Source organism: Paenibacillus brasilensis, from assembly GCF_009363115.1.
Classification (GTDB): Bacteria; Bacillota; Bacilli; order Paenibacillales; family Paenibacillaceae; genus Paenibacillus; species Paenibacillus brasilensis.
In genome coordinates, this window is the sequence record NZ_CP045298.1 from 3,175,401 (window position 1) to 3,196,958 (window position 21,558).

Consider the following 21,558-nt stretch of genomic DNA (forward strand, 5'->3'; position numbering starts at 1 on the left):
ATTGATATAAGCCGACTTTATTAGGTCAAGCCATATGTTTTATATCAATTTGCTACGATAAGTTAAAATTAAGCTTATTTCAATGAGAACAAAAAAGCCCCTAACCCTCAAGAAAGCGAGAATTAAGGACCATCCTACTTTAATTTTAAAGGTGAGGAGGAGTTAGACCTCCATCTCCTTCTTGACGGGAAGGTGTTTTCATTTAAACTATCACCATACACAGAAAGGATTGAGACCTTCATTCTCCCGCGTGAAAGGCGGGCACTTTAATTAAGCTACTGTGTAAGAAAATTGTACCATATGTTATTATATGTGTAAATAATATTTAAGGTGATAAAATGAGAAAATATGAAAAAATAAACGATAAAGGCAGACAGTATAGATGCTATGTTTGTAAAGAATCAAATATTGTAGCTCATGAACATTATGTAAAGCTGTGCCAATCATGTGGTGAATACAATGAAAAAAAACGTCTAGCCAAGCATCATTTAGAATCTTACATCGCATTGATTACAGGTGGACGAACAAAAATAGGATATCATACAGCATTACGCCTATTACGAGACGGTTCACGAGTCATTCTGACAACCCGTTTTCCGTATGATGCACTACAGCGTTATATTCAAGAGCCTGATTTTGAAAATTGGAAAGATCGCATCCATATCTACGAATTAGATTTTCGCCAAATTGAAAGGGTAGAAATGTTTGCCCACTTCATAGATAAAGAGTTTCCCTACATCGACATCATTATAAATAATGCTGCTCAGACGGTAAGAATGTCACAAGAGGATTATAAAGAATTAAAATTAAATGAAGTGGAACTCCAAAAACAAATAATGGACAACCAACATTTACTCGCTAACAGCACGACTATCTCTTACTTTGATAAATCTGCGAATGAAACAAAAGATATTCAAAATTTACAGCTTTTTAATCAAGAAATGGGAGTAATAAGTCCCAATCATTCGCTTCAAAATTCATGGACAGCTCAATCCCATCAAATTTCCATGGTTGAAATGCTCGAAGTTCAGCTAATCAACGTGACCGCTCCATTTTTGCTCAATACAAAGTTGAAGGATACTATGATGAGGAGTCCTAATCAAAATCGATTTATTGTTAACGTATCTGCGGCAGAAGGCCGCTTTCAGATGAAGAGAAAAGGTGGATATCATGTCCACACCAACATGGCAAAAGCGTCGCTTAATATGATGACCCTAACCTTGTCTAAAGAGTATAAAAAGCATCGAATATTTGTAACTAGCGTAGATCCTGGCTGGGTATCGAATCAGTTTCCAGAACAGGTAAAGGCTAGTCGGGAGATTAATCTACCATTGGATTTTAATGATGCTGCTGCTAGAATTTGCGATCCAATCTATGAAGGAAAAGATGCAGAGAGACCACTCACGGGTGTATTTTTAAAGGATTATAAACAAGTGGATTGGTAAAAGATATTCATATTATTATAACGAGGGTAGCCAGAGACTATCCTTGTACACCTCTATATTAAAGCTCGTATAGAGGAGTGTGGATTGTTGTTAGGGTAAGCTAGAATACATATGGGGGATGGTCGATAGTTGGCTGTTCCCTTTTTTCGTGCTGGAGGTGAACAGAAGATGAGCAAAAATAATGAAAAACCAAAAAGGAACAAGCCAAAGATACTAACCAAGTATGATCAATTTGTTGTACCAAGGCTCAGGGATATTCCCGTTTGGGTACGTGAGGGGGCAACAGATGAGGAGATTGCTAAGCGATTAAATATTCATATCTGGACGTTAGGTGACTATCGCAGGAAGCATCCCAAATTTGCGGAAGCATTGGAACGTCCAACCAAGTGGGAAACTCATGTATATCCTCGGTTAGCGGAGATTCAACAATGGTTCGAAGAAGGCGTTAATGCAGAGGACATTATCAAGAAACTCGACATTGGTAAAACGACTTGGTACGAGTATATTGATAAGCATCCGATGCTGGCTGAACTAGTCAAATGGAGCAGATCTGTCCCTATCTCACACGTGGAGAACTCACTTTTGAAAGCTGCTACGGGCTATGAGTATGAAGAAATTAAAACGATCATTGAAGAGGACAAAAATGGAAAAAAGAAGACGCGTATCGAGAAGGTAAAACGATATCAGCCTCCCAATCCGACAGCGATGATCTTCTACTTAAAGAACCGCGCACCCAACGAGTGGAATGATCGCCGTGAGCTAGTGGTCAATACGAAGGCACTGGAACAGGAGCGAAAGCAGCTATTCCTGGATATGATCGAAGCCGATGTAGTGGATGCCGATTATGAAGCTATTGAGGAATCGGTCGAAATGGAGGAAGGATATATAGAGCCGGATGATTCGCAGTCGTAACGTTATGTCGTCAGTATTTGCATAGATAAACGCCAGTTTCAGCCCTGAATGAGCCTGTAAATTGCCCAAACTAAGTGCATAAGATAAGTTATGCAATCAGTGGACTTTCCCCCACATCAACGGTATGATGTGACACACAAGCGAAGGGTGGGGGCGAATATGGACTATATTCAAGGGTTTGAAGCACATTTACGGAGCAAGGATCGAAGCAAGAACACAGTTTCGTGCTACATCCGGGACGTGTTGCAGTTTATAACCTGGTATCAAAGGAAAACGGAATATGGACTGGACAAGTGGATTGAATTGGATGGCGTGGAGTACAAGAAATATCTGCAAAGCACCAACCAAGCGATACTCACCATCAACCGCAAGATTGCCAGTATCAACGTATTTGCTCAGTGGATGCACCAACAAGGATATATTAAGGAAGAAATACATATCGAAGCGGTTAGGAACAAGGTTGTTCGGCAATACAAAGGGTTAGCGGAAAAGGATTTGTGGAAGCTGCGGAATGAAATTCACCGTATGGGCAATCGGATGCATATCTGTGTGATTGAATTGTTGCTGGGAACAGGAATACGGGTTAGCGAATTGGTTGGTATCAAGCTGAAAGATATTGAAATCAGTGAACGCAAAGGATTATTGAAGGTATTCGGTAAAGGGAATTCCTTTCGTACTATTCCATTAAATAAGGAAGTGCGAAAAGCCATTACCCGATATCTTGAAGTCAGACCACAAGTGGAATCACAATATCTATGTATTGGGCAGCGAGGGTCATTGGAACGGAATGCAATCAACCTGATTCTGAATAAATATGGGGATCGAATCAACGTGAAGGTGACGCCACATATGCTTAGACATACACTTGGCTATAAGCTGGTGAAAACGACTCCCTTGACGACCATCCAGCAAATCCTTGGACATGACCACGTAGCGACCACCAATATCTATACACTAACAACACAGCAGGATATGGTTGAAGCTTTGGCCAATATCGAGTGGTGAGAAGCCACTCTTTTTGTCGTGGAGGGAGGGGTTCTTCTATGTAGATAAACGGAGCCGCCAGCAAAGGGCGCAGAAATTTTTGTGATGATTTTATAGTGAATATGAGAAAGGAGCCGCAACAATTGAAACGATAAACCAAGAACAACAACGCCAAGCTGAGCTACTTAAGCAGTATATGGAGAAGCATTTTAGACCACCGAAAATGAAACAATTGATCGAGACATTCAGCTTCTCCGAACTAAGAAAGCTTATCGGTGAGATGGACATCGAATTTTTCGCTTTAGCCTATTTTCCTAAATACTTTGATCGAGCGTTTGGACAGTTTCACAAAGAGTTATTTTCGGAATTAAGACATATGCTTGCGAATACAGGACTGATTACAGCTTTCGGACTCCCAAGGGAGCATGGAAAGTCAACGATCAGTTCTTTTTTATTTCCGCTGTATGCGACTTTATATGATAAATCTCAGTTTACATTGATTATATCTGCCACAGAGCAGATTGCATTGCCGTTCCTCGATATGATCAAAGATGAGCTAGAAACGAATACGATGTTGATTGAGGATTTTGGGATTCGTAAAGGGAGCCGTTGGAACAACAATGAAATATGGCTGAAGAGTAAAGGTGGACTAGATTCTTGCATTATGATTCGTGGCATCGACGGTAGCTTGAGAGGTATCCATTACAAGCATCATCGTTCTACGCTGGTATTGATGGATGATTTGCTCAAAGAGGATACGGCTCGATCTGAAGCAAAACGAGAACAGATTAAAAATACATTTACAGATGTCATTCTACCTATTGGCACAAGGGATACGAATATTCAAATCTGTGGAACCATTCTAAACGAAGAGGATATTATGGCCGATTTGCTCAAAGGTAAAATACCAGGTGTGCGAAGTGTCCGTAAAGCAGCCGTGCTTCAATTTTAAGAACGAGATGATCTATGGTCAGAGTGGGAACGAATGTATAATAACTTGCAAGACGGGGACAGGATCAATACTGCCTTGTCTTTTTTTATGGCGAATGAGGAGGAAATGCTGGAGGGTACGAAAATCCTATGGAACGAGTATTTGGACTATTATTATTTGATGTGCAAAAAGCAAGCGATGGGTGAAAAGAGTTTCTATAAAGAGCTACAAAATGATCCACGTTCAACAGACGAATACATATTTCAAAATCTCATGTATTGGGACAGGTTGCCTGAGTTTGAGGAAATAGAAATCGCCATGTATATTGATCCAGCCATTAAAGCTGGGAAGAAAAATGACTATTCTGCGATTTCAATTATTGGTCAGCATCGCAAAACAAAGCAAATGTATGTGGTGGATGGCAATATCTATAAACTGCTGCCGGATGGTTTGTTCCAAGTGGCTATTGAGAAGTTGAAGCTTTACCCTGTAGATAAGCTTGGTTTTGAAGTCAATCAAGCGCAGAGCTATATGAAGCAAAAATTTGAAGAAGAGTTATGGAAGGCGAAGATACATACACCCGTAGAAAGTGTGCATTCCAAGGGACAGAAACATGAACGTATTATTAGCTTGGAGCCGGAAGTGAAGAAAGGTCATATTCTGTTCAATGCAGATAATATTCGATATAATAACCAGATAAAGGATTATAACCGAAACTGCCAATATGATGATGCGCCGGATAGTTTGTATGGGGCTGTTCAATTGATTCAGTCGGTCAAGAGTTTAAAGTTTTATGATCGAGGCTTATTATTTTGAGACTTTCGCTAGATACTCATTCATTATTTTGATCCAATTTTGTTAAGCTAATGGGAAGGATAACTTAACCAGTTACCCAATTAGTTGTTTGTATTGTTGCAAGGAAAGGGGATACAAATGGCCATTTGTTTGGACTACGAGTTAGTTGAAATAAGAGGAACTGTTGCTTTGTATAAATTTGGAAACTGTTTGGAGGAATTAGATGGAATTTTTGAGATTGATCTACCCAAGTTGATAAATGGGGAAATATCGATGCAAGCACCAATTGGTGAAGTAGTGAAACTAAAGAATGACAACCAATCTCAAGCTAAGGCCATCAAAGTATTTGGAAAGATATATAAACATTATCTTGAACATCACGAATATCCTACAAAGGGTGGATATTATGCTTAGTTAATCGGAGTTTATTCTTTTAATCTTATAACCGATCAATGGAAGATATAAAAATTACTCAGTGGACTTGAAAAGGAGCGGGAATATGGGCCTGGATGCTTATGTAGTATGCAATTGTGTGAAGGAAGGAAATGTTAAGCCTCCCCCTTTTGATATAAGCTTGCTGGAAATTACGGACGAAGGGATCGACATACTGGAATCTGTAAATGACGAAATCTATGAGCTTTATCAGCAGTGGCGGGAGAACGCTTGCGAGCATGAAGGCTTTTACTATTATCAAGACCGGGTTTTTAATGTCGCAGGAGGAAATTTCTTTTATGGAATCATTGATCGGTTGGGGCAGGACAAATTCCCATTATTAATTTCAATTGGGGGGAAGTTACTCTCCGCTGATCAGGCCGAAAAAGCTTTAAAGGAACTGGATATTTTTGAATCAGGAGCAAGCAAGCTGCAAGGGACTTTCCTCGTAGATACTGTATCTTATGATGAATATGGGAGATCTCTTCCTGGAGAGGATAAGTGGTTCTTATCATCTGGAGGCGAGCACACTTATCAGTTAAATGACCGAGGATTCTGTATTCTAGACAGAGGTCATCGTGAGCTTTTTCATTCAGTAGCGTTCGCCCAGGAAGTACTGAGTGTTGAAAAAGAAGGACGGAAGCATAAGTATGCAAGATTTCATGATTTGGAGATGGGACGAATTTTTGAATCTTCATATCCGCTAAGCCGAAAGATATGGGGAATCGATGAGCTGTATTATCCAAAATCTTTTCAGGTCGTAAAGAGAAACCTAAAGGGATCTGATTCTCGACCCGCGCGAGTATTAAGAAGCCTGTTGAGGCTTCCTTACAGACAGGTAATCCGATCATTTGGGCATAAAGAGATCTGAGATGAAGCATTTGAATATTAACGGAATACGATCCTGTGCTGATTACAAATCCAGATTTTTTGAGATAGCTTAATATTATTCTAAAATTAGCATAATTGAGCTAACGGGGAACGTTAGTTCAACAAGGAACTATCTTATTAAAGGTGGTTCTTTATTTATTTAAGCAAAAATTACACAGCCCATTTTGAGAGGAAGAATCTATTTGCAAATAACCGAACAAATCGTATTGGAGTGTCTAAATGAACTCCACTCGATTGCATTAGCTAAACAGAAATATTCAGATTACTACAATGGTCAGCATGCTATTCTTAAGAACTATGCGATGCAAGAAAGTCGCAGCAACCAAAAGCTCATTTTCAATTTCCCTCGTAAGTTCGTGGATAATGAAGTTGGTTATCTGCTCGGTAAGCCAGTAAACTATGTGTCCAAGTCGGATCAGGATGAAGCCATACATAATATCGATGTACATATGAGTCATTGGGATAAGGAGCATAATCTACAGCTTCGAAAACAATCCGAAATCTTTGGAGAGAGCTTTGAGTTGAATTATATCGACTCGGATGGCCAGTTTTCAGCCACGGTGCTATCTCCTTTGAATGCGTATATGTTGGAGGATGGAACAGCAGAACGAAATGTATTACTTGGCTTACATAAATTTACCCGTCGATTCGATAAGCAAGTGTATTTGGACGTGTATACCGACCATGAGATTCTACACTATACAATCGGCAGCGATAGTAAACCTAATCAGAGTAAGCAAAACCAAGCACCTGAATTAAAATATATCGGCAAACATAATCACATCTTTGGAAGAGTCCCACTTATCTCCTGTCCAGCCAATACGGAGAGGAAAAGCGGCTTCCATGATGTGATTTCTTTATTTGATGCCTATAATGCGCTGAATTCCGATTTGGTCAATGAAATTGCAGATCATCGCAACGCCTATCTTGTGATCGAGAATGCCAAGCTGGAAGCAGAAGACTTATTGAATATGAAGAAGATGGGGATTATTCAGGTTCCCGCTGGAGGAAAGGTAAGCTGGCTTACGAAGGAGATTAACGATTCTTTTGTGAAGAATGAATTGGACAATATTGAACGAAAAATCTTTGACATGATGGATCAGGTTAATTTTAATGAGAATTGGGCCAGCAATACATCTTCCTTAGCTCTGAGAAACAAGCTGCTGAATTTGGAGAATCGAGTAGCAATGCGTGAAGCCTTAATGGAAAAGGCAATCAAGCAGCGTTTACGGAATTTCTTTACCTTTCTGCACATTAAAGAAGGTGTGCAATATGATTACCGTGATATCGCGGTGAAGTTTACTCGTAACTTGCCGACAGATTTGGTTGGGATGGCTGATGTGATTGTGAAACTGAAAGAAGTGGTCTCTCAGGAAACGTTGCTTACATTGCTTCCATTTGTGGAGAATCCGAAGCTGGAATTCAATAAATTTCATACGGAGCAGCAACGATTAGTAGATACGGCTGAGGAGAAATCGGATGCAGAATAAAAATAGGATCAAGCGGCTGGTGAAGAATAATTGTGCTTGTTATTTCGGAGCGAAGTATGGTATCCCAAGCTATTGCTGTTTACAGGATGGCCCATGTGTATTTTTCGCTCAAGATGATTCTCTTCCCTGTTGTACCTATTTTGAAAATGGAGTTTTGCCAATGGATGAGAAGCTGGATCAAGAGTATAAGTCTGATCGGAATGTAGAATCTGAATTTAAGACAGCGAAATCGAGGGTGAACTGTACACGTTGCGGAGGAACATTTTCGGCAAATTCGAATCGGCAGAAATATTGTGAGAAGTGTAGAGGTAAGGCGAGAAAAGAAAATATTAGGATACGTGTTCGGAAGTTCAGACAAAAAGACGACTCGATGTAACGCTTTAGAGGTGGAAAAATCCCTATAAACAAAGGGTTGAAAATAGGCAAAAATGAGGAGTTGGTATGTTCGTACCTTTTCGTCACTTTTGCGTTTTCTAATGCGTTACATGATTATCTTGAGCATGATATTCAATATGATACGGTTCCAGCATACATATACGTTTCAGAAGTTTAGGCAAACAATAGGGTGGATGTAACGCTTTAGGCTATCCAAAAGCCGTATAAACAAAGGTTTAAAAATATGCAAAAGTGGGGAGTTGGTATGTTTGTACCTTTTCCTCGTTTTTGTGATTTCTAAAGCGTTACATTGCTGTCCTGAGCATGACATTAAACGGCTCCATACATACATAAGCGTGTTCGGTTCTGAGGAGTCGGATGGGCAATAAAGGAGATTAACGAAAGTGAAATTGGAACAAGTGAAGCAGTTGATTGAAGAAAACCAAACAAACGAGGAATGGCAAACGTATCTTCAGGGTTTGAATCCGTATAGCGTAGAAGGGATAGAGCAATTCATTCAATCTAATCATGAAGCAAGAAGTTGGTTCGATAGCACGGTAGATAAACGATCCACTAAATCGCTGGAAACATGGAAGGCCAATCAGCTGGAAAGTGTGGTGGATGCTGAGATCAAGAAGCGATTCCCGGCTAAGGATGAGAAAGAAATTGAAGTAGAGAAGCTACGTGCCGAAGTCGAAAATATGAAGCTGGAGAAGCAGCGTGAACGATTAACCAGCCAAGCGATCAAAATTGCATCCGAAAAGAAACTTCCACTCCCGTTAGTGGATTTTTTTATTGGTGCAGATGAAGAAGCGACGACAGCGAATTTGGCTATGTTGGAACAATCACTCCAACTGGCTATACAACAGCAAGTAGAGCAACGACTCAAGGGGAAAAAAGGATATACCCCTCCGGCTAGTCCAACGATTAGCACATTTACATTGGATTCGATTAAAGGAATGTCTCCTAACGAGATTAATCAGCATTGGGATCAAGTCAAACAAGCATTACAAAACAAACAATAATAAACGAAAAGGATAAGGTGATTAGATATGTCAGTACAAAATTTTATTCCTACCATTTGGAGCGCACGTTTAAATGAAAGTCTGAAAAAGAATTTGGTATACGGAAATGTGGTCAACACCGATTATGAAGGTGAAATTAAAGGCCAAGGCTCCACCGTAAAAATCAATTCGATTGGGGCAGTAACGATTGGTAACTATGATAAGGTGGCAGGAATCGGGAATCCACAGGAACTGGATGCTACACAAAAAACGTTGGTGATCGATCAGGCTAAATATTTCAATTTTCAGGTGGATGATGTCGATGCTGCTCAAGCGAATGTAAATTTACTTGATGGTGGAATCGTAGAAGCCTCTTATGGACTTGCCAATGTAGTGGATCAGTATCTTGCTGGATTCTACACAGAGGTTAAAGCTGAGAATACGATGGGTAACGATGCAACGCCGATAACCCCTACAAAAGATACAGCCTATGATTTGCTGATTGATCTTGGCGTGATGATGGATGAGAACAATGTACCTGAAACGGAACGTTTTGTGGTAGTTCCTGCATGGTACTATGGCTTGCTTTTGAAGGATGCTCGTTTCACGAAAGACCCGAACATTATCCGCACAGGCTATGTCGGAGATATCGATGGCATGACGGTTTACAAATCCAACAATGTGCCGAATACCGGAGGAGCCAAGTATAAAATTATTGCGGGTCATAAGAGCGCCATATCGTTTGCGGGTCAAGTGGATTCAGTGGAAGCCTTCAGACCAGAGAAGCAATTTTCGGATGCAATAAAAGGTTTACAGGTGTTTGGAGCTAAGTGTATCAAGCCAGAGGCTCTTACTGTACTCACAGCCAATAAGTCTTAATTGAAAATAGGATGATATGAAAACACATTATAATAGAAGAAACACGTTCGGGGTATCCGTTTTGGATGCCCTATTTTTCATTTTTGGAGGGTGATAAGATATGGTTTTTGAATCAAGAAACAGGCTGCACATGGAAAGTCACAGATCAGGAGTTAATGCTGCGGTTACAGGCTAGTGGGCATTATGAGCAAGTAGAGGAACCGCAACCAGATGAGACTGAAGAAGCAGCCCAAACGAAAGCTCAAACTGTCAAGAATATGAAACGTACCGACAAGGCACAAGTAAAGGAGAAAAAGGAGTCGGCACATGAGTGAGCTAATGGATTTGATGAAACGATTATTGAGTATGGAGCCAATAGATATCTCTAAAGACGAGATCTTGATTCACTACTTAAACAAAGCGAGGAGTAATATTTATGGCTATTGTAATGTGGTAACACTGCCAGTGGAATATGATGATGTTATGGTCGATTATGCGGCGTATCTCTATAAAAATAGGGATTCGGTTGGCCTTATGAATAAGCAGGAAGGTGAACGTTCAGCCACATACGAAACAGGGATTCCGGCAAGTATCCTGCTTGCTCTTCCTCTACCTAAAATCAAGGTAGGGACAGATTAATGTTCTATGATACGAAGCTGGAAATTTTGAATAAAGCCGATTTCATTCCTGTCCAGTTGATTATGGCAGATGTACAACCTTATCGCAAAAGCTTTTCATTTGAAGATGGTTACATACTGGAGACGACATATCGAGCCTTCTGTCCACTGGAATCCATATTGCAATTAAACGGCTATGTTCGAATGGGCAAGGATATTTTTATTATTTTGGATAAGAAAGAATGGAGCGATTATATGGAGTTGTATCTGTATCGCTGTAAGCCAGATTTTGCATTGGAGGTAGAGGAGTGACAAGGAGCCTAGAACCGATGCTTGATTTCTTCCTACGAGAGAAGGGAAAGCTTGTGCATATAAACGGTGTAAGACAGCTTGGTCTGATCCAGGATGCGACAAATAATATTCAAATGACCGATGAAAAAATTATTCGAGCAGCAACACCCTTACATACAGGAGATAGCGTGGATTATCGTGATGAACGTTATCTGATCACCAGTCAGGTGGATCAAAATGAACAGTCGTGTCGAGGCAGAATGAGAAAGTGTAATCAACGACTAGCTCTAAACTGGAATGGAGAGGTGAAATGGTTTGATGTTGTGGTAGAAGCCAGAACGTTTTCAACGGAAACAGGTAAAGTTATCTCCATGCCAGAGGGAAATATTATAGTTAGACTACAAGACAATGCAGATACGAGGGGCATTACATTAAGCCAACGATTTTATATGACTCATCAGCCGTTTAAAATAGTTGGAATTGACCGCACAATGAATGGCATTATTCAGTTAAGCTGCACATTAGATAGCATAAATACAGCTAATGATGACGTGGAAAATAACATTGCAGACCGATGGAAATATGAGACTGCTCATACATACGCATTACATATACACCAGGGAACGATAGCTCATGTGCGACTAAACGAAACAATAACGTTGAATGTGACTGCTACAGATAATGGAAATGAGATAGCCAATCCGGCGATTACCTATATATCTAGTGATCCAAGTGTAATTAGCGTAGACCAGCAAGGTCAGGTTATGGGCATCGCTTTGGGACAAGCAAGTATCACTGCAAAATTAACCTATCACCCCACAGTGCGGAGTACCATTGAATTGAAAGTCGTTGAAACGGGAACGCATATCTATTCGATAGCCATTATTGGCAATTCAGTTCTAAAAACAGGTCAAAGCGTCTCATACGTCAGTCATATCTATGATCATGGAACGGAAGTGTTTGACCAGTCGGTAGAGTGGAGCCTACGGAATAAAGATGATTCAACTCCTATCATGGGAAGCATGACAGCGAGTACAGGAAATAGCGTGACTGTGAAAGCCGGAAGCAGTAGTGGAGCGAACAATAAAGCCCTTGTACTGACAGCCACCTTAGTAAGTGATCCTAGTATTACCATAGAAAAGACCATTAGCCTTAAGAATTTATTCTAAGCTTTATAGCTATACGGCTTGCCTGTGTGGTGAGCCATTTTTATTTGCAAAGGAGCACATACATATGCAACAAAAATCTATTGATTATCTACTGAGTCTAAGTCTATTAAAGCAATTAAGATCACAACATGTCATTACAGAAGAAGAGTTTATAGCGATTGATGAGCTTAATAAAAAGTCTTTCAAGTAGCTGTAACATGGACAGAAATGGACTTGATGATGTGCCGCACGCATTATACCATGTGACCGTATAAAGAAGATAATGAAGGGAGAAATACATATGGCACAAGCCGCAACCGCAAAAAAAGTCGTGATCGTTCCCATTAAAACGATGGACATCGTAGAGGGAATTCAATCGATTCAAAAGAAGAAAGTCGCTGCCTATTGCCGAGTCAGTACCGATTCCGAGGAGCAAAAGGAGAGCTATACCAATCAGGTAAACCACTATACACAATACATTCAAAACAACTTGGAATGGGAAATGGCTGATATTTACGCAGATGAAGGCATCACCGGAACCAGCACTAAAAATAGAACGCACTTTAATCGCATGATACAGGATGCCCGAAACGGTAAACTAGATCTCATTCTGGTCAAGTCGATTTCGAGGTTTGCTAGGAATACACTGGATTTATTGAAATATGTACGGGAACTTAAAAGTCTCGGAGTGGCTGTATTCTTTGAACGAGAGAACATTAATACACTGGATACAACAGGTGAAGTATTACTGACCATTCTGAGTTCTCTTGCCCAAGACGAGAGTCGAAACATTTCTGAAAATAGTCGATGGGGCATATTACGAGGCTTCCAAAACGGCAAAGTCTTCTGCAACACCACTCGCTTCCTCGGCTATGATAAGGATGAACATGGTGAATTGGTCATTAATGAGAAGGAAGCCGAGATTGTGCGGCGTATATATGAGGAGTATCTGGATGGCAAAAGCTATCAGGCGATTGCTAGAGGATTGATGCGAGATCACATCAAAACGGCTGCGGGAGGCAGTCGATGGTGGGACTCCTCGATTACATTAATCTTGACGAATGAGAAATATTACGGAGCCTTGCTTCAGCAAAAGACGGTAACGGTAGATTTTCTAACCCACAAACGAATAAGGAATAAAGGACAGGAGCAGCAGTATTTAATTGAGGATAACCACGAGCCGATTGTATCCAAGGAAATATTCGAAGCGGTGCAAAAAGAGAAGGAACGAAGAGCCAAGCTGAAAGGTAGTGTAATGGGGGAGAGTAAAAGATACTCCAGTAAATACGCACTGAGCAGTAAAGTATATTGTGGATGCTGTGGAGCTATTTTTAAACGCCGAACCTGGAATAGCAATAATCCATCCAAAAAAGTGGTATGGCAATGCAAAACGTATGTAAATGAAGGTAAAGTGGCATGTGATGCCAAATCGGTTGATGAGCAAGTTTTACATTCTGCGTTTGTACGATTGTTTAATCGGTTGTATAAGAACAAGGAAAGATTGATTAAAACGCTGAAAGGAAATATTGTATCGGTACTTTCCAGCAGAGTAGAGCAAGAAACACTATTGGACATTGAAGGAAAGATGCAAATATTGAAATCCGACTTGAAGGAATTAGTGAATCTCAAGCTACGGAATCAAATTGATGAGACTATATATGATGAAGAAACGAACAGACTTTCCAGTGAGCTAAACGAGCTACGGCAACAGATGCTGATATTAGAGGAGGAAGAGGATCGAAAGGAAAAAATTAAGGAACGAGTCGATGAAATCATTCAAGTACTAAGCTCACGGCAAGATATACTGGAACAATTTGATGATAACCTATTCAATGCGTTGGTGGAGAAGATAAACGTTCTCTCACCAGCGCATTTTGTTTTTACCTTGAAAAGTGGAATGAGCATAGAGGAAATATTGGACTAACGAAATTCATAGGCTAATGCGATAAATAGACTAACGAGTAACTGTGGGTTGTATGACGGGAAGGATCAATCGAATCCCGTCTTTCACTCCTTCCATATACATAGATTGTTTGTCCTGACTTAGCTGATAGCCTATTGCTTCTTCTCATTCAGATAACAGACGTTGGATATCCTTGTTTTGACTCATTTTGAATTGATCCATTTGAGTGAATAGATTATTGTCCTCTGATGAACATGAAGCTTGTTGTTCACTGGCTAGTTCTATCTGATAAAAACGTTGGCGTAATGCTTCTTGAAACCATTCTGGCCAATCTGACATAGTACATTTCCCTCCCGTTGTTGAAGTGTGTGTATGGTAACTCTGATGGGGAGGGATGGCAAGTCATTGTTTTGTTCTTTGGATGGATTGTAATATGAAGTGCGACACCTACTGGAAGATCGATTATTAACCATTAATAGACTAAACTGCACAATTGTGAAACATAAAATCATACAACTTAGGTCTTGAGCAGGATTGTTCCATTTGTATACATGTATTAACATTTATTTGAATAAAACATCAAAAAATATAAGGAGTGAAAAATTTTGAAGAAATTGATCAAATCAACACTTGTTTTGGGTTTAATGCTGAACCTATCAGCGTTGACTGCACAAGCTGCCTCAGATCAGAATGAATTAGAAGGGAATTTCAGACCCCCAGCCGAAAGTAATGTAGGAGATCAGTTGTATATTGATGGTGTTCCATATTATTCTTCTGAGGACATTAAAAAATTCGATAAAGATCAAAAAGAAGACACCCAAACTCTTAACAGAGAAAACAATCTAGTTCAACCGATGGGCACAAATAAGTGGACATTTGTGAATTCAAGTAATTATTATACAGGTCAAGATTACGACAAATTTAACAATGGAAGTAATCAAAGTGTAAGAATGAATTTAGAAACCGAGTCAAAAATGACTGGTGAAGTAACTGGAACTGTAAAATATGGTTTTGAGGCTATCGCAGAAGCTGAGATGAGCTTGAAAATCGGCCAAGAATACAGAAAAAAAGTTTCCATTGATGTGACGATTAAACCTTGGCATACTGCCGAATTAAAAAGTGCTGCAAGAGGTATAAAAAGAAATTATGAGTATACTGATACGGGATGGTTTGGCGATACCAAATACACCGCTTCCAGTTATGATAACAACGGCGGTGTAGAATACTGGCTCTACGATAACCCAAGCTAATTAAAAATGAACCATTTACATAACCCTCCTCAATATGAGGGGGGTTTACCATTTCAAGAAGAGGTGACTACATATTGAGACTACGTTTTATTCTAATTGTCATGTTGCTGCTGACTAATTCTATGTTTTTATTTGGATGTACAAACAATAATCAAGATAAGGTTATAAATGAATCAAATAAAAGTGAAGACACTCAGTTGGAGTATATTCAACAAGTAAGTGTACGAGAGAATAGTTATTTCATTTTCAATTCTCATGATGATAGTCCTAAAAAAATCAAGATAAGTTTCCCCTATAGAGTAGATAGTTTAAATATTAAAAAGGCTTCTTTATTGTTAAAGAATAAAGTTATTTTAGACAATGTGAAAATTGTTCAGATCTATGAAAATGAATTGACTGTGGATATCAATTTTATTCGTGAATTTGATGCTGTCGAAGTTGTTCTCAAGGATGGAAACAATGTACGGTTAAATTCCGGTCAATACTATTTCGAAAATTTTAAAGAAGATAATCTAAATGAATTTGATAAAGAAATCCTTGAAGTTAATAATTTTCATTTAAAATTCAAAGATGGACACTTGTTGACTGATATCATACTTCCTCAAGATAGGAACTCCAAAATAGAATATTTATTTCCATCCCAAATTAGAAAGTATGCATCTAATATAAAGTTCTATCATCAAAAGATAGACGATAACTCTGTTAAGTATACATTGGAGGCCGATATTTCTCGAGATATCCTTTTGAAAAATAATGTAAACTCAATCATTTTTGATGTTGGAATGATTCAAAATTATAAAAATCATAAATGGTTCCTAATAAATGGAAAAGTTCCTATAGAAGCGTCAGATTTTAAAAAATGACAGATTGTCAAACCAAGTGTGACATGTCCTCTGTGAAAGATTCGTAAGCAGTCTTCCAACCAAAGCATTTTCGTGGTCTGTGATTAATCAGATCTAGTGAATGGGCGAGTTCTTCATCCTAAATCTGAGCGAGATCGGTGCCTTTAGGGTAAAACTCTCGAAGCAAGCCATTCGCATTTGCTCCGGAGGCCACGTTGCCTGAAGTTTTTCCTCCAGTGAGGCAGCTAAGGTGTCTGACCACTTATCTGGAGAGACAGAAGCCTTACGACGCTCCTCATAAGCGCCCGGGCTTGTTCTGCCTGATAGGGGTGCGATGCAGCAACACGATCTAACTCACGGCAAATCGTCGAAGGGTGCCTACCCAGTTCTTTTGCAATGACTCTCGAGCTTTAGCCTTGTCTATGCAGGATTTCTAGCTTGCTTCGTTCGATTATGCTAAGATGTGAATAACTCATGGACTGATTCTCCTTGTGTGAATGCTGGTGTGGTAACTTTCATACTTCACGAATCAGGCCATGGGCCCTTTTTTATTTATTTCCAGCAGGTGTCGCACTTCATATTACAATCCGTCCGTCATATAAAAAAGAAAATGCTATCATACGAGCCATGAATATTCTTTTGTTGCTATGTAGATGCAAATTCGACCAACAACGATAACGCTTGTTGTTGTTGGTCAAATTGTCAGTTCAATGCATTGGTCTGCTCACAACGCTACCGGAGCTGGATAGAGCTTGTACTGAGCGAACCGTGTACGACGAGTCCGTCCTCTTAATGATGCATCCGATTCTTCGTCTGGATACGGTCAAGGAGGCTTGTCAAAAAATTGGCAAGATTTTATGTGCCAGAGCGCTAAGGATTGGCGTCATATCCCAACTGACACGTAGAAGAATTGATTGTCCTGCGTTGCTTATTGCCCGACGAACATGATGAGTTCACTACAGAGGAGCAGTTCATCCACTTATGCTCACTGCTTAAAGTCTCACGGTATCTAATTACCCCGGATTTGTAGTCATCGACCGCAATATGTTTAGAGAACAGCCCCGATTGATCAATGATTCTATTCTTTTGGATAGACATGCTATTCTCTGATCTACAATGGTTTAAAACGTGTTTAAGGTATATCCTTTCCATCGTCTCGGCACATGTGGAGTGTGTGATAGTAATATATCGAGATTAGAATGCATTGATGTACGAAGGCTAGAGGATAATTTTTTGAATATGTTCCTGCATTCAACAAAATGCTTTAGGGTTGAGTGCGGGGACATATTTTATTTACAAAGGCATGTGGAGTGTGTGGTAGAGATATATTAGAAGGATGCATCTTCCGATTAATAATGAAAGTGAACTTTTGAGCCTCTTTTAATGGGAGGTTTTTTTGTTTTTTTTATAGTACATAATGTTATATATACTTTACAAAATGTTATTATAATATTACTATAATAATGAGAGGAGGTTTTTGTTTCATGTTTGCATTTGGCGATATCAGCAACCAAGTTTATTTACTGCGTGCTGAACGGAGATGGACTCAAACAGACCTAGCCAAAGAACTAGGAGTAACAAGACAAACGATTGCCGCAATTGAGAACAATAAGTTTGTTCCTTCGCTTGAGCTTGCATTTGCTATAGCATATGTATTTAAAAAAGAAATTACTGAAGTATTTCATTTTGCAGCCTATGAAGAAAACGAGGAGGAATAATACGATGAGTATTTTGATAAGTGTTATTATTTTGGTAGGGGTACTATTAAATTTTATTTTTTCGCTTAGAGAAGGAAAAGATGAACGGTGGAAGCACATTATTAGTAGACCCTTAAATTATGCATTTTCTTTATTATTTATGGGCTATACTGGGGGTAATCTTATCTCTGCGTACTATAATTTTGACTTAATTACATACAAAATGTACTATGATTATCTTTTTTCTGGCGTATTAGTCGTGTACATTATTCTTTTGCTTATTGAGAGAAGGAAATTATCTTGAACTCAAAGAATTATTATGACACTATTGGATAAATCTATCATAAAAGTCTTTTGTATCGTAGTACGCCTCCTGATTAACCATAAATAAGTAGTGATAAATTGGTTCACTACCTCTCCCTCACGCAGCGGAGTTTTTTGTTTGTTGGAGAAAATAACTGTCGAACAAAGGGATTTTCGGTTAGAATAGTGGAATAAGTCTAAAGGACTATTAATGACCTTTCATTCTGCTAAATTTTGATGGGAGAAACGATGATGATTAATATAAGAAAACTGGAAACGGAATTATGGGAATCCGCAGACTTGCTTCGACAAGGCTCCAAGCTAACATCGAATGAATATTGCATGCCTGTGCTGGGACTCATTTTTCTCCGTTATGCATATAGTCGCTATAAAATGGTGGAGACGGAAATCTTGAAAGATCGTCCGGTACGCGAAGGGCGCGTGCTTCCTGTTGAGCCAAACGACTTTAAAACCAAAAATGCTTTATATTTGCCGGAAAATGCAAGATATGATGATCTTCTCACTTTGTCGGATGACGCAGACATTGGAAAAGCTATTAATGACGCAATGGAACTGGTTGAACAACAAAGCGCCCAACTCGTTGGGATTCTTCCAAAGACATATACATCGTTCAAAAATGATCTACTTCGGGAACTGTTGCGCATCTTTAACAATAAAACGTTGGATGAAGTAGGCGGCGATCTTATAGGCCGTATTTATGAATATTTTCTCAGCAAATTTGCTCCTGCTGTTGCTTCTGATGATGGTGTGTTTTTTACACCCAAATCGCTGGTACAAATGATTGTCAATGTGATTGAGCCGAAACGAGGGGTTCTCCTTGACCCTGCTTGCGGCAGCGGAGGCATGTTTGTTCAGACCGGTGATTTCGTTAATGAGAACGGTATAAGCGCCAATACCACTATGACTTTCTTTGGACAGGAAAAAGTGGAATACAATGCAAAGCTATGTCTTATGAACATGGCTGTACACGGTTTAAACGGAATTATCAAATCGGGCGATGAAGCCAATACATTTTATAACGATGCACACAATCTCGTAGGCCAATGCGATTATGTAATGGCGAATCCGCCTTTTAATGTAGATAAAGTAAAATCGGAAAGTGCTTATAATGCAGGGCGACTGCCATTCGGTTTGTCGGGCGTTAATAGCAAGAAGGAATTATCCAATGCAAATTACCTCTGGATCTCCTATTTCTATGCCTATCTTAACGAAACCGGCCGAGCAGGCTTTGTGATGGCGGCTTCTGCTACTGATAGCGGTGGCAAAGACCGAGAAATTCGCAAACAACTGATAGAAAGTCGTTCGGTGGACGTGATGTTGTCTGTAGGTAATAATTTCTTTTATACCAAATCTCTCCCATGTACCTTGTGGTTTTTTGATAGGGCCAAAATTGATGAAAACCGTGATAGTGCGTTGTTTATCGATGCCCGAAATTATTATACAGTTGTCGATAGAACGTTAAATGAATGGAGTATTTGGCAGCTTAAAAACCTAAATGCGATTGTATGGCTGTATCGTGGTGAAACGAAGAAATATTCAAATCTGCTTGAGGAGTATAAAAAAGAAACCACAGAGCGGCTTTGCGGATTATACTTACTTATGGAAAATGACCTTGAACTTTTGGAACGTTTCGCTGATCCGCTCAGAGGAATAAAGGCAGAAATCGAATCCACATTAAACAAAGCTTCCGCATTGCAGGAATTGTATCATTTGAATGGGCTGCTCCAAAAGTACACATCCGTTTTGAACGAGCAGACAAAGTCTCTAATTTCCTATGGTGATGGGTTGGATAAGGATGAGGCTAAGACCTATGTGCAAAGCGTCAGCAAATCGATATCAACCTGGGCTCAGTTTAAAAAGGCAGTGTCCTCTAATGTCGAATCAACAATTGCGGAGATTAATGCCTGTCGAACCATCATCAAGGAAGCGAAATGGCTTACCGAGAAATTCGATGACGGTACTTATCAAGATGTGCTTGGCTTGTGTAAACGGGCCTCACTTTCTGAAATTGAAGAGAAGAACTATTCGCTCACTCCCGGCGCTTATGTGGGGGTTGCGCCTGTTATTGAAACGGAGGATAACTTCCCGGAAAGAATGGTTGAAATCCACAATGAGCTACGGGCTTTGCAGACAGAGGCAAATGATCTGATGGATATCATTTCGGCGAATTTTGAGGGGTTAGGGTTATGATTTTTACAAAGTGGATTCAAATCAACCCAAAAATTAGTTTAGAAAAAGGAAAAGAATATCCTTTTGTAGAAATGGCTAATGTTGGGATCTATACAAGAAGTCCTAAAAAAATTGATTTTAAGCCATACTCATCGGGAGTAAAATTTCAAAAAGGAGACACTGTTATAGCAAGGATAGAACCTTGTCTTCAGAATGGAAAGGGTTTTTTCGCCAATGAGTTACCCCATGGCTTTGGTTCGACAGAATTTCTTGTGTTCAGACCCAAAACAGAAGATGTTGATAATCGATTTCTTTATTACTATATGCAGATTGACTATATGCGAAAAAATATGATCGCATCTATGACAGGTGCGACAGGTCGGCAAAGAGTAAACAATGGGATTTTTGATTCTCTGGAAATTAGCATTCCAAATATTACAATTCAACGCCGTATTGTTGACATCTTATCTGCTTATGACGATCTTATTGAAAACAATCAAAAACAAATCAAACTGCTCGAAGAAGCCGCCATGCAATTGTATAAAGAATGGTTTGTAAAGCTGCATTTTCCAGGGTATGAGAAAACGAAATTTATAGATGGTGTTCCAGAAGGATGGAAGCACTGTACACTTCAGGATGTAGTTGAATTTGACCCCATAATCAAACTCATTAAGGGGAAAACGAAAAAATCTGTGCCAATGGCAGCACTTAGTACCAGTTCACTAGTTGTTGATGAGTCATTGATTGTAGAAACAGAGTCTAATTCTGGAAGCAAGTTTCAATATGGGGATACATTGCTTGCTCGGATTACCCCTTGCCTTGAAAATGGGAAAACGGCATTTGTAGATTTTCTTGATGAAGACGAATCAGCAGTAGGGTCAACTGAATATATCGTTATGAGATCGAAGGCGCTTAATCCATATATGGTCTATTGTATTGCGAGGAATGATGATTTCAGACAATTGGCAATCAATAGTATGTCAGGCGCAGATGGCAGGCAAAGAGTGAAAGTAGATGTACTAAGAAAAGTCGAATATCTTCTTCCACCGGAGCATTTGATAAAATATTGTTTTAAGCATATGAAACCTTTGTTTGAAAAAATAAGATTACTTAATAAGCAGAGCCATTTACTCCGCCAAACCCGCGACAAACTACTCCCAAGACTAATGAGCGGTGAACTAGAAGTTTAGGAGGAAGCTA

Annotated in this window: 22 protein-coding genes and 2 pseudogenes; 21 read left to right on the plus strand and 3 right to left on the minus strand. The window is 39.5% G+C overall.

Annotated features, from left to right (window positions below; all coding sequences use genetic code 11):
- Window positions 1–338: 338 nt before the first annotated feature.
- From GCU48_RS14900 to GCU48_RS14970, 16 genes are all read left to right on the plus strand, one after another.
- Window positions 339–1,445 (plus strand): SDR family NAD(P)-dependent oxidoreductase, encoded by a 1,107-nt coding sequence (locus GCU48_RS14900; protein ID WP_152380517.1) that lies wholly within the window; start codon window positions 339–341, stop codon window positions 1,443–1,445.
- A gap of 168 nt (window positions 1,446–1,613) precedes the next feature.
- Entirely contained in the window at window positions 1,614–2,357 is a 744-nt protein-coding gene (locus GCU48_RS14905) for a transposase (RefSeq protein WP_152380518.1), read from the plus strand.
- A 159-nt stretch (window positions 2,358–2,516) separates the two neighbouring features.
- Window positions 2,517–3,362 carry a tyrosine-type recombinase/integrase gene (locus GCU48_RS14910; protein WP_152380519.1) on the plus strand — a complete coding sequence of 282 codons (846 nt, stop codon included), beginning with the start codon at window positions 2,517–2,519 and terminating at the stop codon, window positions 3,360–3,362.
- Window positions 3,363–3,564: 202 nt separating this feature from the next.
- Window positions 3,565–4,293 (plus strand): hypothetical protein, encoded by a 729-nt coding sequence (locus GCU48_RS28000; protein WP_244315662.1) that lies wholly within the window; start codon window positions 3,565–3,567, stop codon window positions 4,291–4,293.
- Window positions 4,294–4,326: 33 nt separating this feature from the next.
- Window positions 4,327–5,088 (plus strand): phage terminase large subunit, encoded by a 762-nt coding sequence (terL, locus tag GCU48_RS28005; RefSeq protein ID WP_244315664.1) that lies wholly within the window; start codon window positions 4,327–4,329, stop codon window positions 5,086–5,088.
- Between the two features lie 117 nt (window positions 5,089–5,205).
- Entirely contained in the window at window positions 5,206–5,481 is a 276-nt protein-coding gene (locus GCU48_RS14920) for a hypothetical protein (RefSeq protein ID WP_152380520.1), read from the plus strand.
- Between the two features lie 85 nt (window positions 5,482–5,566).
- Window positions 5,567–6,370 carry a hypothetical protein gene (locus GCU48_RS14925; protein ID WP_244315666.1) on the plus strand — a complete coding sequence of 268 codons (804 nt, stop codon included), beginning with the start codon at window positions 5,567–5,569 and terminating at the stop codon, window positions 6,368–6,370.
- A gap of 202 nt (window positions 6,371–6,572) precedes the next feature.
- A complete protein-coding gene (locus GCU48_RS14930; protein ID WP_152380521.1) occupies window positions 6,573–7,880 on the plus strand; it encodes a phage portal protein in 1,308 nt (435 codons plus the stop codon).
- Window positions 7,881–8,659: 779 nt separating this feature from the next.
- Window positions 8,660–9,280, plus strand: a complete 621-nt coding sequence (locus GCU48_RS14940; protein ID WP_152380523.1) for a DUF4355 domain-containing protein — start codon at window positions 8,660–8,662, stop codon at window positions 9,278–9,280.
- A 27-nt stretch (window positions 9,281–9,307) separates the two neighbouring features.
- Window positions 9,308–10,138: a phage major capsid protein gene (locus GCU48_RS14945; RefSeq protein ID WP_152380524.1), complete on the plus strand. Its 831-nt coding sequence runs from the start codon at window positions 9,308–9,310 to the stop codon at window positions 10,136–10,138.
- A gap of 107 nt (window positions 10,139–10,245) precedes the next feature.
- Complete coding sequence (locus tag GCU48_RS14950) at window positions 10,246–10,452, plus strand: hypothetical protein (protein ID WP_244315667.1); 207 nt, start codon at window positions 10,246–10,248, stop codon at window positions 10,450–10,452.
- Window positions 10,445–10,756: a phage head-tail connector protein gene (locus GCU48_RS14955; RefSeq protein ID WP_152380525.1), complete on the plus strand. Its 312-nt coding sequence runs from the start codon at window positions 10,445–10,447 to the stop codon at window positions 10,754–10,756. Before GCU48_RS14950 ends, GCU48_RS14955 begins: the two co-directional genes overlap by 8 nt.
- Entirely contained in the window at window positions 10,756–11,046 is a 291-nt protein-coding gene (locus tag GCU48_RS14960) for a hypothetical protein (protein ID WP_152380526.1), read from the plus strand. The genes GCU48_RS14955 and GCU48_RS14960 overlap by 1 nt, the downstream gene beginning before the upstream one ends.
- A 17-nt stretch (window positions 11,047–11,063) precedes the next feature.
- Window positions 11,064–12,194: an Ig-like domain-containing protein gene (locus GCU48_RS14965; RefSeq protein WP_244315669.1), complete on the plus strand. Its 1,131-nt coding sequence runs from the start codon at window positions 11,064–11,066 to the stop codon at window positions 12,192–12,194.
- Window positions 12,195–12,258: 64 nt separating this feature from the next.
- Complete coding sequence (locus GCU48_RS28650) at window positions 12,259–12,384, plus strand: SHOCT domain-containing protein (RefSeq protein ID WP_280116404.1); 126 nt, start codon at window positions 12,259–12,261, stop codon at window positions 12,382–12,384.
- A 90-nt stretch (window positions 12,385–12,474) separates the two neighbouring features.
- Window positions 12,475–14,097, plus strand: a complete 1,623-nt coding sequence (locus GCU48_RS14970; protein ID WP_152380528.1) for a recombinase family protein — start codon at window positions 12,475–12,477, stop codon at window positions 14,095–14,097.
- A gap of 144 nt (window positions 14,098–14,241) precedes the next feature.
- Here GCU48_RS14970 and GCU48_RS28015 read toward each other — a convergent pair whose 3' ends face one another.
- A complete protein-coding gene (locus GCU48_RS28015) occupies window positions 14,242–14,415 on the minus strand; it encodes a hypothetical protein (RefSeq protein ID WP_244315671.1) in 174 nt (57 codons plus the stop codon).
- A 266-nt stretch (window positions 14,416–14,681) separates the two neighbouring features.
- Here GCU48_RS28015 and GCU48_RS14980 point away from each other — a divergent pair, with 266 nt between their 5' ends.
- Complete coding sequence (locus tag GCU48_RS14980; protein WP_152380529.1) at window positions 14,682–15,326, plus strand: hypothetical protein; 645 nt, start codon at window positions 14,682–14,684, stop codon at window positions 15,324–15,326.
- A 74-nt stretch (window positions 15,327–15,400) separates the two neighbouring features.
- Window positions 15,401–16,189, plus strand: a complete 789-nt coding sequence (locus GCU48_RS14985; RefSeq protein ID WP_152380530.1) for a hypothetical protein — start codon at window positions 15,401–15,403, stop codon at window positions 16,187–16,189.
- A 7-nt stretch (window positions 16,190–16,196) separates the two neighbouring features.
- Here the strand turns inward: GCU48_RS14985 and GCU48_RS29215 are convergent.
- Window positions 16,197–16,376, minus strand: a pseudogene (locus tag GCU48_RS29215) (IS30 family transposase); the annotation flags it as partial.
- Window positions 16,364–16,644 (minus strand): annotated as a pseudogene (locus GCU48_RS29495) (transposase); the annotation flags it as partial. The pseudogenes GCU48_RS29495 and GCU48_RS29215, both read right to left, overlap by 13 nt.
- A gap of 1,008 nt (window positions 16,645–17,652) precedes the next feature.
- Between GCU48_RS29495 and GCU48_RS14995 the strand changes: the two are divergent.
- The 3 genes from GCU48_RS14995 (at window position 17,653) to GCU48_RS15005 (ending at window position 21,548) form a co-directional block, all read left to right on the plus strand.
- Window positions 17,653–17,886 carry a helix-turn-helix transcriptional regulator gene (locus GCU48_RS14995; RefSeq protein WP_152380531.1) on the plus strand — a complete coding sequence of 78 codons (234 nt, stop codon included), beginning with the start codon at window positions 17,653–17,655 and terminating at the stop codon, window positions 17,884–17,886.
- A 534-nt stretch (window positions 17,887–18,420) separates the two neighbouring features.
- Entirely contained in the window at window positions 18,421–20,379 is a 1,959-nt protein-coding gene (locus GCU48_RS15000; RefSeq protein WP_152380532.1) for a type I restriction-modification system subunit M, read from the plus strand.
- The gene (locus GCU48_RS15005; protein WP_152380533.1) at window positions 20,376–21,548 is read left to right on the plus strand and encodes a restriction endonuclease subunit S; all 1,173 of its coding nucleotides are present in this window, start codon (window positions 20,376–20,378) and stop codon (window positions 21,546–21,548) included. Before GCU48_RS15000 ends, GCU48_RS15005 begins: the two co-directional genes overlap by 4 nt.
- The last annotated feature ends 10 nt before the right edge of the window (window positions 21,549–21,558 follow it).

What these genes read in the sequence shown, in the direction of transcription:
- GCU48_RS14900 (WP_152380517.1), top strand. Translation starts at nt 339, where the DNA reads ATGAGAAAATATGAAAAAATAAACGATAAAGGCAGACAGTATAGATGC.
- GCU48_RS14905 (WP_152380518.1), top strand. Translation starts at nt 1,614, where the DNA reads ATGAGCAAAAATAATGAAAAACCAAAAAGGAACAAGCCAAAGATACTA.
- GCU48_RS14910 (WP_152380519.1), top strand. Translation starts at nt 2,517, where the DNA reads ATGGACTATATTCAAGGGTTTGAAGCACATTTACGGAGCAAGGATCGA.
- GCU48_RS28000 (WP_244315662.1), top strand. Translation starts at nt 3,565, where the DNA reads ATGAAACAATTGATCGAGACATTCAGCTTCTCCGAACTAAGAAAGCTT.
- terL (WP_244315664.1), top strand. Translation starts at nt 4,327, where the DNA reads ATGTATAATAACTTGCAAGACGGGGACAGGATCAATACTGCCTTGTCT.
- GCU48_RS14920 (WP_152380520.1), top strand. Translation starts at nt 5,206, where the DNA reads ATGGCCATTTGTTTGGACTACGAGTTAGTTGAAATAAGAGGAACTGTT.
- GCU48_RS14925 (WP_244315666.1), top strand. Translation starts at nt 5,567, where the DNA reads ATGGGCCTGGATGCTTATGTAGTATGCAATTGTGTGAAGGAAGGAAAT.
- GCU48_RS14945 (WP_152380524.1), top strand. Translation starts at nt 9,308, where the DNA reads ATGTCAGTACAAAATTTTATTCCTACCATTTGGAGCGCACGTTTAAAT.
- GCU48_RS14955 (WP_152380525.1), top strand. Translation starts at nt 10,445, where the DNA reads ATGAGTGAGCTAATGGATTTGATGAAACGATTATTGAGTATGGAGCCA.
- GCU48_RS14960 (WP_152380526.1), top strand. Translation starts at nt 10,756, where the DNA reads ATGTTCTATGATACGAAGCTGGAAATTTTGAATAAAGCCGATTTCATT.
- GCU48_RS14965 (WP_244315669.1), top strand. Translation starts at nt 11,064, where the DNA reads ATGCTTGATTTCTTCCTACGAGAGAAGGGAAAGCTTGTGCATATAAAC.
- GCU48_RS28650 (WP_280116404.1), top strand. Translation starts at nt 12,259, where the DNA reads ATGCAACAAAAATCTATTGATTATCTACTGAGTCTAAGTCTATTAAAG.
- GCU48_RS14970 (WP_152380528.1), top strand. Translation starts at nt 12,475, where the DNA reads ATGGCACAAGCCGCAACCGCAAAAAAAGTCGTGATCGTTCCCATTAAA.
- GCU48_RS28015 (WP_244315671.1), bottom strand. Translation starts at nt 14,415, where the DNA reads ATGTCAGATTGGCCAGAATGGTTTCAAGAAGCATTACGCCAACGTTTT.
- GCU48_RS14995 (WP_152380531.1), top strand. Translation starts at nt 17,653, where the DNA reads ATGTTTGCATTTGGCGATATCAGCAACCAAGTTTATTTACTGCGTGCT.
- GCU48_RS15000 (WP_152380532.1), top strand. Translation starts at nt 18,421, where the DNA reads ATGATTAATATAAGAAAACTGGAAACGGAATTATGGGAATCCGCAGAC.
- GCU48_RS15005 (WP_152380533.1), top strand. Translation starts at nt 20,376, where the DNA reads ATGATTTTTACAAAGTGGATTCAAATCAACCCAAAAATTAGTTTAGAA.